The sequence below is a fragment of the Actinoallomurus sp. NPDC052308 genome (assembly GCF_040679195.1).
Lineage (GTDB): Bacteria > Actinomycetota > Actinomycetes > Streptosporangiales > Streptosporangiaceae > Actinoallomurus > Actinoallomurus liliacearum.
The window spans coordinates 288,353-303,133 of sequence record NZ_JBFAUM010000004.1; the positions used below are offsets into that span (position 1 = coordinate 288,353).

The 14,781-nt window shown below is 70.3% G+C and carries 17 protein-coding genes; 8 read left to right on the forward strand and 9 right to left on the reverse strand.

All coding sequences use genetic code 11. The features are described from left to right. Positions 1–11 precede the first annotated feature (11 nt). From AB0L00_RS15935 to AB0L00_RS15945, 3 genes are read right to left on the reverse strand one after another with little or no spacing between them, the layout of a single operon-like run. On the reverse strand, positions 12–776 hold the full coding sequence (locus tag AB0L00_RS15935; protein WP_345346819.1) for an SCO1664 family protein: 765 nt from the start codon (positions 774–776) through the stop codon (positions 12–14). Between the two features lie 27 nt (positions 777–803). Continuing rightward, entirely contained in the window at positions 804–1,352 is a 549-nt protein-coding gene (locus tag AB0L00_RS15940; protein ID WP_345346822.1) for a DUF3090 domain-containing protein, read from the reverse strand. A gap of 9 nt (positions 1,353–1,361) precedes the next feature. Continuing rightward, the gene (locus AB0L00_RS15945) at positions 1,362–2,024 is read right to left on the reverse strand and encodes a histidine phosphatase family protein (RefSeq protein ID WP_364433934.1); all 663 of its coding nucleotides are present in this window, start codon (positions 2,022–2,024) and stop codon (positions 1,362–1,364) included. Between the two features lie 103 nt (positions 2,025–2,127). Here AB0L00_RS15945 and corA point away from each other — a divergent pair, with 103 nt between their 5' ends. After that, positions 2,128–3,099: a magnesium/cobalt transporter CorA gene (gene corA, locus AB0L00_RS15950; protein ID WP_364433937.1), complete on the forward strand. Its 972-nt coding sequence runs from the start codon at positions 2,128–2,130 to the stop codon at positions 3,097–3,099. 110 nt (positions 3,100–3,209) lie between these two features. Here corA and AB0L00_RS15955 read toward each other — a convergent pair whose 3' ends face one another. After that, positions 3,210–4,028 (reverse strand): undecaprenyl-diphosphate phosphatase, encoded by an 819-nt coding sequence (locus AB0L00_RS15955; protein WP_345346831.1) that lies wholly within the window; start codon positions 4,026–4,028, stop codon positions 3,210–3,212. Between the two features lie 275 nt (positions 4,029–4,303). Here AB0L00_RS15955 and AB0L00_RS15960 point away from each other — a divergent pair, with 275 nt between their 5' ends. The 3 genes from AB0L00_RS15960 to AB0L00_RS15970 all read left to right on the forward strand — a co-directional run bounded on the left by AB0L00_RS15960 (position 4,304) and on the right by AB0L00_RS15970 (position 7,699). Then, positions 4,304–5,242, forward strand: a complete 939-nt coding sequence (locus tag AB0L00_RS15960; protein WP_345346834.1) for an aldo/keto reductase — start codon at positions 4,304–4,306, stop codon at positions 5,240–5,242. Positions 5,243–5,366: 124 nt separating this feature from the next. Then, positions 5,367–6,971 (forward strand): helix-hairpin-helix domain-containing protein, encoded by a 1,605-nt coding sequence (locus AB0L00_RS15965; protein WP_364433942.1) that lies wholly within the window; start codon positions 5,367–5,369, stop codon positions 6,969–6,971. Positions 6,972–7,054: 83 nt separating this feature from the next. Next, the gene (locus AB0L00_RS15970) at positions 7,055–7,699 is read left to right on the forward strand and encodes a hypothetical protein (RefSeq protein WP_364433944.1); all 645 of its coding nucleotides are present in this window, start codon (positions 7,055–7,057) and stop codon (positions 7,697–7,699) included. Between the two features lie 259 nt (positions 7,700–7,958). Here AB0L00_RS15970 and AB0L00_RS15975 read toward each other — a convergent pair whose 3' ends face one another. Further along, positions 7,959–9,434: an MFS transporter gene (locus AB0L00_RS15975; protein ID WP_364433947.1), complete on the reverse strand. Its 1,476-nt coding sequence runs from the start codon at positions 9,432–9,434 to the stop codon at positions 7,959–7,961. A gap of 128 nt (positions 9,435–9,562) precedes the next feature. On the opposite strand from AB0L00_RS15975, the gene AB0L00_RS15980 reads away from it, so the two are divergent. Further along, the gene (locus AB0L00_RS15980) at positions 9,563–9,907 is read left to right on the forward strand and encodes a helix-turn-helix transcriptional regulator (protein WP_345346846.1); all 345 of its coding nucleotides are present in this window, start codon (positions 9,563–9,565) and stop codon (positions 9,905–9,907) included. A gap of 156 nt (positions 9,908–10,063) precedes the next feature. Beyond that, complete coding sequence (locus AB0L00_RS15985) at positions 10,064–11,326, forward strand: MFS transporter (protein WP_364433950.1); 1,263 nt, start codon at positions 10,064–10,066, stop codon at positions 11,324–11,326. 51 nt (positions 11,327–11,377) lie between these two features. On the opposite strand, the gene AB0L00_RS15990 is transcribed toward AB0L00_RS15985, so the two are convergent. The 4 genes from AB0L00_RS15990 to AB0L00_RS16005 form a co-directional block, all read right to left on the reverse strand. Continuing rightward, on the reverse strand, positions 11,378–12,232 hold the full coding sequence (locus AB0L00_RS15990; RefSeq protein ID WP_364433953.1) for a phosphotransferase: 855 nt from the start codon (positions 12,230–12,232) through the stop codon (positions 11,378–11,380). A 12-nt stretch (positions 12,233–12,244) separates the two neighbouring features. Next, the gene (locus AB0L00_RS15995) at positions 12,245–12,751 is read right to left on the reverse strand and encodes a hypothetical protein (RefSeq protein ID WP_364433955.1); all 507 of its coding nucleotides are present in this window, start codon (positions 12,749–12,751) and stop codon (positions 12,245–12,247) included. Between the two features lie 135 nt (positions 12,752–12,886). Beyond that, a complete protein-coding gene (locus AB0L00_RS16000; protein ID WP_364433958.1) occupies positions 12,887–13,216 on the reverse strand; it encodes a hypothetical protein in 330 nt (109 codons plus the stop codon). Next, positions 13,216–13,620 carry an ATP-binding protein gene (locus tag AB0L00_RS16005; protein ID WP_364433961.1) on the reverse strand — a complete coding sequence of 135 codons (405 nt, stop codon included), beginning with the start codon at positions 13,618–13,620 and terminating at the stop codon, positions 13,216–13,218. Before AB0L00_RS16005 ends, AB0L00_RS16000 begins: the two co-directional genes overlap by 1 nt. A 155-nt stretch (positions 13,621–13,775) precedes the next feature. On the opposite strand from AB0L00_RS16005, the gene AB0L00_RS16010 reads away from it, so the two are divergent. Both AB0L00_RS16010 and AB0L00_RS16015 read left to right on the forward strand, forming a co-directional pair. Next, positions 13,776–14,585, forward strand: a complete 810-nt coding sequence (locus tag AB0L00_RS16010) for a helix-turn-helix transcriptional regulator (protein ID WP_364433964.1) — start codon at positions 13,776–13,778, stop codon at positions 14,583–14,585. Then, positions 14,582–14,683: a DUF397 domain-containing protein gene (locus AB0L00_RS16015; RefSeq protein WP_345346867.1), complete on the forward strand. Its 102-nt coding sequence runs from the start codon at positions 14,582–14,584 to the stop codon at positions 14,681–14,683. The genes AB0L00_RS16010 and AB0L00_RS16015 overlap by 4 nt, the downstream gene beginning before the upstream one ends. The last annotated feature ends 98 nt before the right edge of the window (positions 14,684–14,781 follow it).

Sequence of the window (14,781 nt, forward strand, 5' to 3'; positions counted from 1 at the left end):
GCGGCCGGGGGCTACAGCGGCGGCCAGGGGATGGCGGGCCAGTCCTCCGGCGGGTACGGGTGGATCCGGTGCTTGAGCATGAGCTCGATCCGGCCGTGCACCGCCTCGACCTCCTCCGCGGTCAGCAGCCCGGACAGCCGCCGGGCGAAGCCGTCGCGGGTGAAGGCGCGGCGCATTCGCTGCAGCGCGTCGACGGCCTCGGAGGTGAGCGACTTCCCCCGCCACTGCCACAGCACCGTACGGAGCTTGTACTCCGATGAGAAGCAGACCCCGTGGTCGCAGCCGTACACGTGACCGCTCCGGGTGGGCAGCAGGTGACCGATCTTCCGGTCGGCGTTGTTGACGACGGCGTCGAAGACGGCCATGCGGCGCACGCCCGGGTCGTCACCGCGGGACAGCTCCACCAGGTCGACCTCGGAGTCGTGGTCGATCCACAGCTGCACCATGCCGGGCCCGAACGGCCCGTCGCGGTGCACCGTCGGCGGCACGACGTGCCAGCCCATCTCCTCGGAGACGAGGTAGGCGGCCACCTCGCGCCCCGCCAGGGTGCCATCGGGGAAGTCCCACAGCGGGCGCTCCCCGGAGACGGGTTTGTAGACGCAGTTGGCGCGCAGGTCGTCGTGCGCGATCGAGCAGTACAGCGTCGCGTTGCTGGCCGCGACGAGTCGCCCTTCGACGGTCATGTCGCCGTGCTGGAGGAGGCGGAGGGCGGCCTCGGTGTCGGCGGGGCTCAGTGCGCCGTCCCCGCCGATGCCGTACCTGGAGGGCTGACTCATGTGCTTAGTGTCCAGGGGATCGGGGTCTCAGCCAAGATGGCCGTTCTGGCGAGGACACACGTGACCCTGGGCGTCGAGGGGAAGGCCGCAGAGCGGGCACGGCGGGCGACCCGCGGCGACGATCTTCAAGGCCCGCTGCGCGAACGCCCGCGCCTGGGCCGCGGTGATCCGCACCCGGAGAACGGCGACCGTGGGGTTCTCGCTGCCGATGTCGGCCTCGTCCTCCTCGCTTTCGGTCATCTCCTGGGCCTCGATGACGATGCGCTCGTCCTCGGGGTCCCAGGCGAGGGCCATGGTGCCGACCCGGAACTCCTCTTCGACGGGCTGCTCGAGGGGCTCGTCGTCCTGCAGCTCGACGGGCGCGACGGCGGGGACCACCGCGGCGGCGCCCTGGCGCAACACCTCGTCCAGCAGTTCCTCGAGGCGTTCGGCCAGGAGCGTCACCTGGAATTTCTCCAGGCCCACACTGGTGACGCGGCGGCCGGCCCGTGCCTGGAGGAAGAAGGCGCGCTCGCCCGGCTGGCCGACGGTGCCAGCGACGAACCTGTCGGGCATGTCGTATGCGATGACCGGCATGAGATGACCCTACGCTCCGCCGCCGACCGCCGCGTCACTGTCCCGCCCCGACTTCGCAAGAAGATCGTCGACCCGGCCGCCGACGTCGTTCAGGCGTACGAGGAAGGGACGCAGTTCGGTGTAGCGGATCACGGTGAGCGCGGCCGGGTCCGCCTGGATGCGCTGGAACTGGTCCAGGTGCAGTCCGACCGCGTCGGCCACGATCGCCTTGATGATGTCGCCGTGGCTGCAGACGACGTAGGTCGCCTCCGGCCCGAGCCGGTCGTTCCACTCCCGGATCGCGGACACGGCCCGGTGCTGCGCCTCCGCGAGGGACTCCCCGCCCGGGAAGCGGGCGGCGCTCGGATGCGCCTGGACGACCTTCCAGAGGTCCTCCTTGGCCAGCTCCTCGAGCGGGCGGCCGGTCCACTCGCCGTACTTGACCTCGCCGAGCCGGTCGTCGGTCTGGACGCCGAGGCCGTCCCGACCGGTCAGGATCGCCTCCGCGGTCTCCTGGCAGCGGTCCAGCGGACTGGAGACGATCGCGTCGAGGGGAACGGGCGCCAGCCGCGCGGCGAGTTCGGCGACCTGCTTACGGCCGCGTTCGTCCAGGTGCACGCCGGGGGTCCACCCCGCGAGCAGCGGTCCGGTCATCTCGGTCAGCCCATGGCGTACCAGCAGAAGTGTGGCCACCCGTGAACTCTAGTGGCACTCGGCGGTGGCGCTTGCCTCGCGTATCCGTGGGTAAGCACTGTTGGACGTTTTGTTAACCGGCGATGCGGAACAATGTCCCGTCATGATCATGGATTGCGCCATCTACCGTAAAGGCGAGCGGGAGACCGTCGACGGCGACCTCAGCGACGCGCTCGACGTCGCTCGTGAGGACGGCGACGCGTTCATGTGGATCGGCCTGCACGAGCCGACCCGGGAGGAGTTCGACCTGGTCGCCGACGAGCTCTGCCTGCATCCGCTGGCGATCGAGGACGCGGTCAAGGCCCATCAGCGTCCCAAGCTCGAACGCTACGGCGACACCCTCTTCGTCGTCGTGAAGACGCTGCGCTACATCGACGAGACGTCCGACATCGAGGTCGGCGAGATCATGCTGTTCGTCGGCGCCGACTTCGTCATCACCGTCCGGCACGGCCAGGGCAGCCCGCTCAAGGAGGTGCGCCGGCGGCTCGAGGGCGACCACCGCCTGATGACCCACGGGCCGAGCGCCGTCCTCTACACGGTCCTCGACGAGGTCGTCGACCGATACGAGTCGATCGCGCACGAGGTCGAGACCGACATCATCGAACTGGAGCGCGCGGTCTTCTCGCCCGGGCGCAGCATGGTGACCGAGGACATCTACGACCTCAAGCGGGAGGTGCTGGAGTTCCGCGGCGCCGAGGACCCGCTGATCCCGGTCCTGCAGGACATCGTCAAGGGCCGGGTCGAGGTCGCGCCCGGCACGCTGGAGTACTTCCGCGACGTCCTCGACCACCTGCTGCGCGTGGACGAGCGCGTCGACTCCCACAGCGAACTGCTGACGAACGTGCTGAACGCGCACTTGGCCCAGGTCGGCATGCAGCAGAACGAGGACATGCGCAAGATCTCCGCCTGGGCGGCGATCCTGGCGGTGCCCACCATGGTGACGGGCGTGTACGGGATGAACTTCACGCACATGCCGGAGCTCAAGCAGTGGTGGGGCTATCCCGCGGCGCTCCTGCTGATCCTCGGGATCTGCCTGGGCCTGTACCGCTGGTTCCGCAAGAGCGGCTGGCTGTGACGTGACCCCGGCCGCGACGGAGGTCGCGGCCGGGCGGTGCGGGCGCGGTTCGAGGCGGCACGCGGGCGGCAGGTGCGGCCGGCGGTTCGGGACGACGTGCGGGCGGCGGTTCAGGTCGCGGTGATCGCTCCGGCGGCCAGCAGGCCGATCAGGACGCCGCCGAGCGCCACCCGGTAGTAGGTGAACAGCAGCGTCGAGTGCCGGACGAGGAACTTCAGCAGCCACGCGATCGAGGCGTACCCGACGACGAAGGACACCACGGTCGCGACCGCGGTCCCGGCGATCGGCAGACCGCCCTCGCTCACCTTGCGCAGCTCGAACAGGCCGGACAGGACCACCGCCGGGATGGACAGCAGGAAGGAGTAGCGCGCCGCCGCCTCCCGCGTGTACCCGAGGAAGAGGCCACCGGTGATCGTGGAGCCGGACCGCGAGGAGCCGGGGATCAGCGCCAGGCACTGGAAGCCGCCGATGATGAGGCCGTCCCGCATGTTGAGGTCGCCGACCTCGAGCTTCTGCCGGCCCGCCCATTCGGCGACCATCAGGACCAGGCCCATGACGATGAGCGAGGCGGCGTTGATCCAGAGGTTCCGGGCGGGTCCCTCGATCAGGTGGTTGAACGCCAGCCCGATGACCGAGACCGGGATCGTGCCGAGCCCGACGTACCATCCCATCCGCGCGTCGAGGTGACCGCGCAGCTCCTTGTTCGTGAGGCTGCGGAACCACGTGCCGATGATGCGGACGATGTCCCGCCAGAAGTACAGCAGGACCGCGAGCATCGTGCCGAGCTGGATGACCGCCGTGAACGCCGCGCCCGGGTCCTTCCAGCCGAGCAGCCGCGGCACGATCAGCAGGTGTGCGGAGCTGGAGATCGGCAGGAACTCGGTGAGGCCCTGCACGATGCCCAGCACGGTCGCTTGCACGAAGTTCACGGGTCCGGAGTCTCCTTGTTCACCCGCCGCCGCGCGGGGAGTCGCTGATGACGATGGCAGCCTAATGCCGTGCGGACCCCGGCCCGACCCACGGGCCGGGTGTGTCCCGACGGTCGGTCGGCGGGCGTCCCGGCCGCGGTCCGCCCAGCCCACCGGCCCGCCGTCGTCGGGATCCGGACGGCGGTCGACGCGCCTCCGGCCCACGGCCGGCGTGTGTCCCGGGCCACTGGACGGGCGTATGCCGGGTCCGCTGACTGCCGATACGCTCCGCAGGCATGGAACAGCGTCACCTGGGCCGGAGCGGCCTGGCCGTCTCCCGCCTCGGTCTCGGCACGATGACGTGGGGCGGGGACACCGAGGTCGAGGACGCCGCCGCCCAGCTCACCGCCTTCGTCGAGGCGGGCGGCACCCTGGTCGACACCGCGGACGTCTACTGCGGCGGGGAGAGCGAGCGGGTCCTGGGCGCCCTCGTCGGCCGGGTCGTCGCGCGTGATGACCTGGTCATCGCCACGAAGGCCGTGCTGACCGCCGACGGTACCCGCGACGCCTCCCGGCGGCACCTGCTGCGCGCCCTCGACGCGTCGCTCGAGCGGCTGGGCACGGACCACGTGGACCTCTGGCAGTTGCACGCGTACGACGCCCAGACGCCCCTGGAGGAGACGCTGTCCGCCCTCGACGACGCCGTCGCCTCCGGCCGGGCGCGCTACACCGGCGTGTCGCACTTCGCCGCGTGGGAGCTCGCCCGCGCCGCGACGTGGCAGAAGGCGTGGCCGGGACGTACCCCGATCGTCTCCACGCAGGTGGAGTACTCCCTGCTGCGCCGGGACATCGAGGACGACGTGCTGCCGGCGTCCGCGGAACTCGGCGTCGGTGTGCTCCCGTGCTCCCCGCTCGGCCGCGGGGTGCTGACCGGCAAGTACCGCACCGGCATCCCCGCCGACTCTCGCGCGGCGACGCCGCACTACGCGGAGTTCGTGCAACCCTACCTGAGCGAGCGCGGCGCCCAGATCGTCGAGTCGGTGTCGACCGCCGCCGAAGGGCTCGGCGTCTCGCCGCTGGCCGTCGCGCTCAGCTGGGTGCGCGACCGGCCCGGCATCACGGCTCCCGTCGTCGGGGCGCGTACGGCGGGCCAGCTCACCGCGATCCTCAAGGCGGAGGAGGTGACACTGCCCGCCGAGATCCGCGACGCGCTCGACGACGTCTCATCCGATTGACGCGCTCCCCGGCCGAGGCCGGAGCCCGCGCGGCGCATGGGACACTCCTGCCTCCCTTCTCACGTACATCGCGACGCCGTCTCCGCCGACGCGGCGAACGCCACGGCACTAGAGTGAGCTGGCGATGACTGAGACCTTCTCCGGCCCGCTCTCCGATGTGACCGAGCTGTTCGCGGCCAGCGACGTACCGGCCCGGCTGGCGCCCGAGGCGCTGACCCGCCTCGGCGAGTCCGCCGCCAAGATCCTGCGCGACGACCCGTGGCGCCTGCTGGAGATCCCCGGCGTACGGCCCGAGCAGGCCGACTTCTTCGCCCGCAGGCTGCTCGGCGCGGAGGCCGGGCCGCACGATCCGCGGCGCGCGGCGGCGCTCGCCGCGCACCTGCTGCTGCGGGCGGCGGGCGACGGCCACACCGTGACGTCCGCCAAGGCGATCCTGTCCGCCCTCGAGGCCCTGGACCCGGGTGACGCGGTCGAGGTGCTGCGCGCCTCCATCGCCGCCGGGGAGATCGCCGCGGTGATGGACGAGGAGTCCGAGACCGAACTGCTCGGCCTCGCCCGGCTCACCGTCGCGGAGGAGACGGTCGCCGAGGGCCTCGCCCGGCTCACCGCCACCGCCGACCCGCTGCCCGCCGTCGAGGGCGTCCCGGAAGCGGCGTGCGAGAGCGGCGTCAGCGTGCTCGCCGGCGCGCCGGAGGCCGTCGAGGAGGTCCTTGGGCGGCTGCGGGACGCCCCCGGCGTGATCGTCACCGCGCCGACCGACCGGGCCGCACGGGCGCTGGGCGGCGCCCGCTCCCTGCACCTGCTGCTCGAGCCGGGACCCGGTGGCTACTCGCGCGGCGAGGACCGCCCTCTCGAGGCCGACCTGGTGGTGGTGGCCGAGGCGGAGACCCTCGACGTCGAGCGGGCGGCCGCGCTCGTCGAGGCGTGCATGGACGGGACGCACCTGGTGCTGGCCGGCGACCCGGCGGCGCCGTCCCCGTCCGGCGCGGGCCGCGTCCTCGCCGACGTCATCGCGTCCGGGACGGTCCCGGTGGCCGAGCTGCCCGCGACGCCTCGTGACGTCATCGGCCGGCTGACCGCGGCGGCACGCCAGGGCACGCTCGCCCCGGTGGAGTCGCCCGACCGCGAGGTCGTCATCGTCCCGGCCGCGGAGGCCCGTGAGGCGGCCCATCGCACCGTGCAGCTCGTCACGGACTCGATCCCGCGCGCCCTCGGCATCTCCGCCGAGGAGATCCTCGTCGTGACGCCCGTACGGCGCGGGGAGGCCGGCGCGATCGCGCTCAACCGCGCGCTGAAGGACCGCCTCAACCCGGGCGCGGGTCCGTACGACGCCGGGGACCGGGTCGTCGCCGTCGCCGACCTGCCGGCGGCCGCCGCCGGCGAGTTCGGCACGGTCACCGCCGCCCACCCGGACCAGGGCACCCTGGTCGTCGCGTTCCCGGCCGGTGAGGCGACGGTGCCGGACTCCGCGGTGCGGCACGGCTGGGCGGTGACCGTCCGCCGGGCCCAGGGCACGCGCTGGCCCGCCGTCGTCGCCGTCCTGCCCGGGGAGGCGGGCGGGGCGCTGTCCCGGCCGCTCACGGTGGGCGCCTTCAGCCGGGCACGGCGGCACCTGTCGGTCGTGCACGCCGCCGGCGCGGAGCTGGCCCGCGCGGTCCGCGACCGCGCCGAACCGCCCCGCCGGACCCGCCTCGCCGCGTTGCTGCGCGAGAACCTGGCGGATCTGTAAGTCTGTCGTTTCCGGCGTTTCCGTGTAACGCTCGTGTCGTTGGACCAGTTGTCAGTAACAACGGGAGCGACGCAGGGAGTGACATGGGTCCAAGGCGAGACTGGCGGCGCGTCGGTGCGGCGTCGGCGACGGTGTCCGCCGGCGCGGTGGTGTTCTTCGCGGTCGGCACCGGTCCGGCGTCGGCGGAGACGAGCGCCACGGTCCGTACGGCGGGCCAGTGCAAGCTCGGCCCCCTGCTGTGCAGCATCCTGAACGGCGGGAAGGGCAGCGCCTCGGCTCCGCCGAAGTCGAGCGGCGGCGGATCGTCCAAGCCGACGACGAAGCCCAAGCCACAGCCCAAACCCAAGCCGAAGCCCGCCTCCGGCCGCGCCTCGCGTTCCGGCTCGGGTGCCGGCTCCGGCGGCTCGAGGGGTTCGGGTTCGGTGGACGCACCGATCGCCCCGCCGGCGGCCGGTGCGGCCGGTGCGGGCGGGAACGCCCCTGAGGTCGCCGCGCCGCAGCAGCAGGGCCCCGCCCTGCCCGACATCGTGTCGCGGGATCCGGTCGTGTCCCCGCAGGACTCGCCGGTCGGGCAGGACCAGGCCAGCCCGGCCCGCCTCGTGGCCGCCAGTGCCCCCGAGAGCGACCCGGTGCCACCGCTCCTGGTGGCGACCGCCTCGGGCCTGATCGGCGCCGTCACGGCGCTCAATCTGAGCGTGCTCGGCCGCCGCCTGCGCCGGCCGCGCTGACGGCCGGGTGCGTCCGCAATTTCCGGACCGGCGCGGACCGTCGACCGGTTGGAGCCTAGCCGTCCTCGGCACGATCGACCGCCTCACCATCGTCGCCTGCCGGAGTCGAGCCTGACCGACCGCGGCGCGACGTACCGCCACCGGAATCGACCGGAGCCCTGAGAACCCTCCGGCGGTGAGCTGAGCGGCGGGCCCGGTGACGCCGTCCGCCGTGGAGGGGAAGGCCCCGCCCGGCCGTGTCGGACGAGCGGGGCCGTTGTCACACCGCTTGGGGCTCGGAGGGCTTGAGCGTCTCGTCCACCGTCTCCTTGGCGGAGGCGGATCCACGCGGTGAGAGCACCGCGACGAGGAGTCCGAAGAGCATGCCGCCGGCGGCGATGAAGACGGCGGTGCGGCTGCCGTCGGCGATCGAGGAACGCAGCACCGGCCCTGACGACCCCCCGGCGCGGGAGTTGGCGATCGCCACGAGCACGGCGAGGCCGATGGCGTTGCCCAGATTCAGCGTCGTTGAGGCCATGCCGGACGCGACGCCCTGTTCGCGGGGGGCGACTCCGGCGGCCGCGGCGATCCACATGGCGGTCCAGGTGATGCCCTGGCCCACGCCCGAGACGATCAGCCCTGGGAGGATCGCGGCGTAACCGCTGCCGGCATGGAAGCCGAGCGCGAGGACGAGTGTGCCGACCGTGCCGATGCCGAAGCCGGTCAGGAGCGTGGTGCGGATCCCGAGGCGGGTCGCCAGGCGCTCGCCCAGTTGGGTGCCGGCCGCGATCGCAAGAGAGGGCACGAGGAAGGCGAGGCCGGTCTGCAGAGCGCTGAATCGCTGCACGGTCTGCAGCAGCACCGTCAGGAAGTACGGGAGAGTGCCGAACGTCGCCATGTAGATGAACGTGACCGCGACCCCGACGACGAGGCTGCGATTACGGAACAGCCGGAGCGGCATCAGGGGATCGGCGCTCCGCAGTTCCACGATCGCGAAGGCGACCAGCAGCGTCAGCGCCAGAACCGCTGCGACGATGATCTCCGCGGACCACCAGCCGGCCACCGGCCCCTGGACCAGTGCGAAGACGAGCAGGGTGGCACCGCCGGTCACCGTCAGCGCGCCGGGCAGGTCGAATCTGCGATTCTCCTGGCGGCGGCCGTCACGCGGCATAACGGCCAGTGCGCCCAGGGCGACGAGGGCGGCCAAGGGCACGTTGACGAAGAAGACCGCGGGCCAGCCGAAGCTTTGGGTGAGGACTCCGCCGAGCAGCGCGCCGACGGTGAGCCCGCTGGCTCCGGCGCCGCCCCACACGGCGAGCGCGCGGTTCCGCCGGGGCCCTTCCTCGAAGAGCGTATTGATCAGTGACAGGGTGGAGGGCAGCAGGAGCGCCCCGCCGATGCCCTGAACCGCCCGGGCCACGATGATGACGCCCGGGGCGCCCGCCAAACCGCCGGCCAGTGAGGACACGGCGTAGACGGTGAGGGCGAGGACGAAGATCCTTCGACGGCCGAGCAGATCGGCCGCGCGTCCCCCCAGCAGCAGGAACCCTCCGGCGAACACCACATAGGCGCTGACGACCCACTGCTGGGTCTGATCCGAGAAGCCCAGGTCGGCGCCGATCTCCGGCAGCGCCACGAACACGATGTTGAGGTCGAGTGCGAAGATCAGCTGGGCCAGCGCGAGCAGGGCCAGGCTCCAGCCCAGTCGCGCCCGGCCCACCGGGCCCCGGCTCGACCCCACGGATGAATCGGTCATTCGCCCACCGTTCTCTAGGTTCGAATGTACGCATATTTGCGAACAGTACGCAGGTATGTCAACTGACGTATGATTGCGCAAGAGAGGAGGGTTGGATGTTCGTCGGTACGCGTACATACACTCGGTACGTGATCCCTCAGCACCCAGAACGCCACCAGATCCGGTTGGAGAACGTCCTCACGGCCTTGGGGAACCCGCGGCGACTGCAGATCGTCCGTACGCTCGCCGCCGGCGGGGAGCACCCCTGCGGGACGATCCTCGACGGGGTGTCGAAGTCCACGTTGACGCGCCACTGGAAGGTCCTGCGAGACAGCGGGATCATTTGGCAGCGTCCCTACGGCCGCGAGAACCTGCTGTCCCTGCGCCGGGAGGATCTGGACGCGCGCTTCCCCGGCCTGCTCGGCGCCCTACTGACCGCGGCCGAGATCAACGCCGCCGACGCCGACGAAGAGACCTACGGCGGCCATCACTGACCACCCCCTGAGGGGTGTCATCATCCTGGCGGCGATGCGGTGGTCTCACCGAACTCGACCACCTGGGCGGCTCGGCAGCCGCCCCTCGGCGCGGGTCGCCGGCGACCTGCCGTCGACCGCCGTCCGAGCCTGTGTTCGATTACAGTGACACCGGAGATGACCGATTCGATCAAGGCCCGTGGTGGCGGCGTCCTGATCGGCGCCCTGGTCATCGACTCGGTCGGCAACGGGCTCTTTCTTCCGTTGTCCCTGGTCTTCTTCACCCGGTTCTCCCACATCCCGCTCGGCCTTCTCGGCGTACTGATCAGCGTCGCCAACGCCGTGACGCTCCCGATCCCCATCTGGGCCGGCTCCCTGGCCGACAGACTGGGCGCCCTGCCTCTGGTCGTCGCGGCCCAGGTCGTGCAGGCGCTCGGCTACCTCGCGTACATTCGGGTGCAGACGCCCGTCGGCGTCCTCCTCGCGGCGAGCCTGGTGGCCGTGGGCGTCCGGTTCTTCTGGTCCTGCGTCTTCACCGCGCTCGCCGACTACGCCGACGCGAGCGCCTCCGGCCGGAGCCCCGACTCATGGTTCGCCTGGGCCAACATGGCCCGCACCGCGGGGCTGGGTGCGGGCGGCCTGGTCACGGGCGCCGTCATCGCCGACGGCCGTCCTGCTATCTATCGCGCGGTCGCCTACGGCGCGGCCGGCTGCTTCGCGGTGGCCGCCACCGCGATCGGCGTCTTCGTTCGCGCGCCACGGCGCCACGACGGCACCGGACGGGCCCGATCCGGGTATGGAACACTCTTCCGGGACCGCCCGTTCCTCGCCCTGACCGGGATCAACACCGTCCTGGCGATGACGAGCATGATGCTCGGCCTGGCCCTGCCCACCTTCGTGCTCACCGGCCTGCGAGGGCCGTCCTGGCTCGCGTCCACGCTCTTCGTGGGCAACACCGTCCTGGTGTCGGTGCTGGCCGCACCCGTCATCGAACGGCTCGCCGGGTACCGGCGCACCCGGGTGCTGATGGCCGCGACCGCCCTGTGGGCCACGTGGTGCTTCGTGTTGTCCGGTCTCGTCCCCGGTCGGCCGGCCGTGACGATCCCCGTGCTGGCCGGCGCGACGGTGCTGTTCACCCTGGCCGAGGTGATGCACGCACCGGTCTCGATGGCACTGGCGGCCGCGATCTCCCCCGTCGAGCTCAGGGGCCGCTACATGGCCGCCTTCCAGTACTCGTTCACCCTCGCCGGGATCATCGCGCCCGCGTTCTTCACCCGGCTGTTCAGTGTCCACCGCGCCCTGCCGTGGGTCGCCCTCGGCGCGATCGACTGCCTCGCCCTCGTCGCCGTACGCCTGCTGGAACCGAGCCTGACGACCGCGACGCGGCGTGCCGCCACCGACGCCGATCGGACCCGCGAAGAACCCCGCACGGTGAGCTGAGCAGAGGAGTCGGCGATGCGATACCGGCCACCGTCACCTACGCGGGGCGGATCAGGCCCAGCTGACGCCGCTCGGCTTCTCGCCCACGCCGTTCACCTCTCGCCCTCTCAGTCGATGTTCAGCCCACTGTCGCGTGAGCGCCGCGCGCTCTGCGACCCATTCTGCTTGGTTGTGCTCACATCGCACGCGCCAGCACTGTGCGAGCGCCATGGAGAACGCATCGATCGCAGCTGAATCGGCCCGGTTCCATGCCGGGAACCGTTCGGCCCATGCCGCCGCCCGGGAAGGGCTATGACCGGCCTTGATCAGCCAAGGGATCATCAAGCCCAACTCGACCCAGGCCGCACCTCGTGCGACGAACGCCCAGTCCACGAGATAGACACGTTCGTCCGGGGTGATCAACAGGTTGTCCGCGTTGATGTCAGTGTGCAGCAGCACATCACCGGCCGCACCGGACACGTCGACATCCGCCAAAGTCCAACGGCGTTCCACGCGACCCTTGACCACCTCAGGAGTGACCGTCTCCTGAAGCGTACGAATCACCCGATCGAGTGCGGCCAGATCTGGAGAGCCGGGCGAGTAATCGGCATGTCGGCCGGCTACATGTTCGAATCCGAGGGCGAGCCACTCCCCGGCCTCCGCCCGCCACAGAAGCCGGGGGGCGAGCTCGGCCACGTACGGATTGATCGCCGCTTCCCAGCGCAGCGCCCGGACCTCGGGACCGTCGACGTCCGTCGACACCTTCCGCGCGGCCTTGACGAATACACGTCCGTCCGAGGTATGCAACGTGGACGCGAAGTCCGCGTGGTTTCCCCGTGTAGCCGGTTGGAGGGCACGAATCCGACCGGCGCGGTCCTTTATCGCTGCCTGGAGTTGTCCAGGCAGCTCGGTCCAGGCGGTGCGCATGGGACTCCTAATCTAGGAAAGCGGGGGAAGGATGGGCGGTGCGCAGCAGGGCGGGCAGCAACTCGTCGCGGTGGACCAGAACTCGGGGTCTACGCGGTAGCCGGTGGCGTACAGCGCCGGGAGAGTGTGTTCCAGCGCGTGGCCGGACCGCATCTCCGCGGTCAGCACCGGCCGGTGGTGGATGTACTCGCCCGCGATCTCCCGGCAGAACGGCACGTAGTCCTCGGTGTGCTCGATGAAGGCGTGCCAGGCCGGGTCGACCGTGACGTCCGGGACGACCCGGTAGCCCGTGCCGTCCGGCAGCAGCATGGCCTTGGATTTGGCCTTGCGGGTGTCGGCGTACGCCTTGAGGAAGACGAGGGCCTGGCCGAACATCCGCTCGGCGTAGACCGTCGTCACCTCCATCTTCTTGGCGAGGTGCGTGGTGACCTTCTCGAAGACCTCGGGCGAGACGAGGTCGCGTGGGTCCTTCGGATCGACCTGGGCCTGGTGCAGAGGATGTTCCGTCGTGATCGTCACGACCGGCTCCTTCCGGTTGATGATGCTGCTACTGACGTGAAGCTGTTTACCGACCTGCTCCCTTCACCGTCGCGCCTATATTGGTGACCACGGTGCTGATGCGGGTCGTCTCCGAAGACATCAGCGTGGTGGAGCTCATGCGACCAGTGTCGTTTCTACTTGGCTTTCATCCGGCTTCAGGAGACAGCCCGACACCGGGAAATTCGCGAATATGCCGAAGTCCTGGCGTCTGGCGAGCCGGTCCTCGTAGTAGGCCATCCGCTTCTCCAGTTCGGCCGCCGAATCGGCTTCGAGTCGCACGAAGAACGTCCTACTCGCCAGCCGGTCCGTAAGCGCCCACCAGGGCTTCAGCACCCGGCCTTCGTAGCCGTATCCGTGACAGACGCCGTAGCCGACGATCCAACCGGGGTGACGCCCTTCGATCCGCGCGGTCATCTTGTCGGCATCCGCCTTGTCGATCCCCATCACTCGGCGCATGGCACCGCCCTCGCGATCTTGCCGTGGCCGTCGCGCCGCCATTCGAACGACTCACACAGCGCCTCGACCATGGCGAGACCTCTGCCGGCGGTGTCCTCGACGCCCGCGTGACGCGGCTCAGGGATCTCATCGGACGGGTCCCATACTTCAAGACAGATCTTCCCGGCCTCACGGGATACCGCGACCCGAAGTTCGGTGACGTTCGCTACGTGGAGAATGACGTTGTTGGTCAGCTCGGCGACGACGGAGATCGCGTTATCGATCAGCGGCTCGTCACATTTCCAGTCTGTGAGTACGTCTCGAACGAAGCGCCGGATGCGCTTCACCGATCGGCGGTCCGCCGTCGGGTGTATAACGCATCTTTGACCGGGGTCGCCGCGTAGCACCGGCACGGCCAGCTCCCCTCTGTGTCGTGGTCATCCCGTTCCTGTTCTCAGTTGCTTCTTTCTCACCATGGCAGGACGGCGTTATGCTGGCCACCCGCTTTTCGTCACAAGGCGGCGCACCCCGACCCGCGACAAACACCTCGTCAACATAAGGGGCATAAATGGGAAGACCAGCAAAGCAGCTCAGACCGGGCGATTCCCCCACCGCCTACTTCGGATATGAGCTACGAAGGCACCGCGAGCACGAAAAACTCACTCAGGACCAACTGGCCGCCGAACTCCGCTGGACCAGACCCATCGTGAGCATGTTCGAACTGGCCGAACGCGTGCCCAGGCGCCACCACGCGGAAGCCCTCGACGCCTACTTCCACACCGACCGCTTCGGTCACCTGTACGAGCTGATCAAGAAAGAGGCCGTCCCCAGCTTCTTCCGGGGATACGTCGAGAAGGAACGAACCGCCGACCAGGCAAGAACGCACGCGCCTCTGCTCATCCCCGGCCTTCTCCAGACCGAGGGCTACGCCACGGCCGTCCTCCGGGCCGGGCGAAGTCCTGACGAGCTGGAGCACTCCGTGGCGGCCCGCCTGGAGCGTCAGCGGATCCTCTTCCGCGAGGACCCCGCGCCCGCCCGGCTATGGGCGCTGATCGATGAAGCGGCGCTTCGCCGCCAGGTCGGCGGACCAGACGTCATGGCCGCCCAGCTCGAGCATCTCCTCGAAATCAGCGACCGCTACAACATCACACTTCAGGTCGTCCCCGAGTCCGCGCAGACGTACGCCGGACTGGAAGGGGCGTTCACCATCCTCAGCTTCCACGACGGCGCGGACATCGCCTACGTCGATGCCGTGCGCGGCGGCTATCTGATCGATCAGCAGGCGCGTGTCCGGGAGATCACGTTAACGTGGGATCTCGTCCGGACGTCGGCGCTGCCGGGCGAGGACAGCCTGAACAAGGTGAAGGAGTACCTGTGAATCTCAAGCAGCAGCCGTGGAGGAAGAGCAGTCGCAGCGGCAACTCCGGCGGCGAGTGCGTCGAGGTCACTGTCCTGGAGGACACTCGGTCCACCTGACACCGGACCTACGAAAGCCCCTCTACTCACGCCCGGTTCCTGAGAGAGCCGGACCATCCGGGCGGTTCGGCACCCGCCACCTCGGCGCGGTCACCGAC

What these genes read in the sequence shown, in the direction of transcription:
- corA (WP_364433937.1), top strand. Translation starts at nt 2,128, where the DNA reads ATGATCATGGATTGCGCCATCTACCGTAAAGGCGAGCGGGAGACCGTC.
- AB0L00_RS15985 (WP_364433950.1), top strand. Translation starts at nt 10,064, where the DNA reads ATGACCGATTCGATCAAGGCCCGTGGTGGCGGCGTCCTGATCGGCGCC.
- AB0L00_RS15960 (WP_345346834.1), top strand. Translation starts at nt 4,304, where the DNA reads ATGGAACAGCGTCACCTGGGCCGGAGCGGCCTGGCCGTCTCCCGCCTC.
- AB0L00_RS15935 (WP_345346819.1), bottom strand. Translation starts at nt 776, where the DNA reads ATGAGTCAGCCCTCCAGGTACGGCATCGGCGGGGACGGCGCACTGAGC.
- AB0L00_RS16000 (WP_364433958.1), bottom strand. Translation starts at nt 13,216, where the DNA reads ATGGGGATCGACAAGGCGGATGCCGACAAGATGACCGCGCGGATCGAA.
- AB0L00_RS15975 (WP_364433947.1), bottom strand. Translation starts at nt 9,434, where the DNA reads ATGACCGATTCATCCGTGGGGTCGAGCCGGGGCCCGGTGGGCCGGGCG.
- AB0L00_RS15990 (WP_364433953.1), bottom strand. Translation starts at nt 12,232, where the DNA reads ATGCGCACCGCCTGGACCGAGCTGCCTGGACAACTCCAGGCAGCGATA.
- AB0L00_RS15970 (WP_364433944.1), top strand. Translation starts at nt 7,055, where the DNA reads ATGGGTCCAAGGCGAGACTGGCGGCGCGTCGGTGCGGCGTCGGCGACG.
- AB0L00_RS16010 (WP_364433964.1), top strand. Translation starts at nt 13,776, where the DNA reads ATGGGAAGACCAGCAAAGCAGCTCAGACCGGGCGATTCCCCCACCGCC.
- AB0L00_RS15940 (WP_345346822.1), bottom strand. Translation starts at nt 1,352, where the DNA reads ATGCCGGTCATCGCATACGACATGCCCGACAGGTTCGTCGCTGGCACC.
- AB0L00_RS15965 (WP_364433942.1), top strand. Translation starts at nt 5,367, where the DNA reads ATGACTGAGACCTTCTCCGGCCCGCTCTCCGATGTGACCGAGCTGTTC.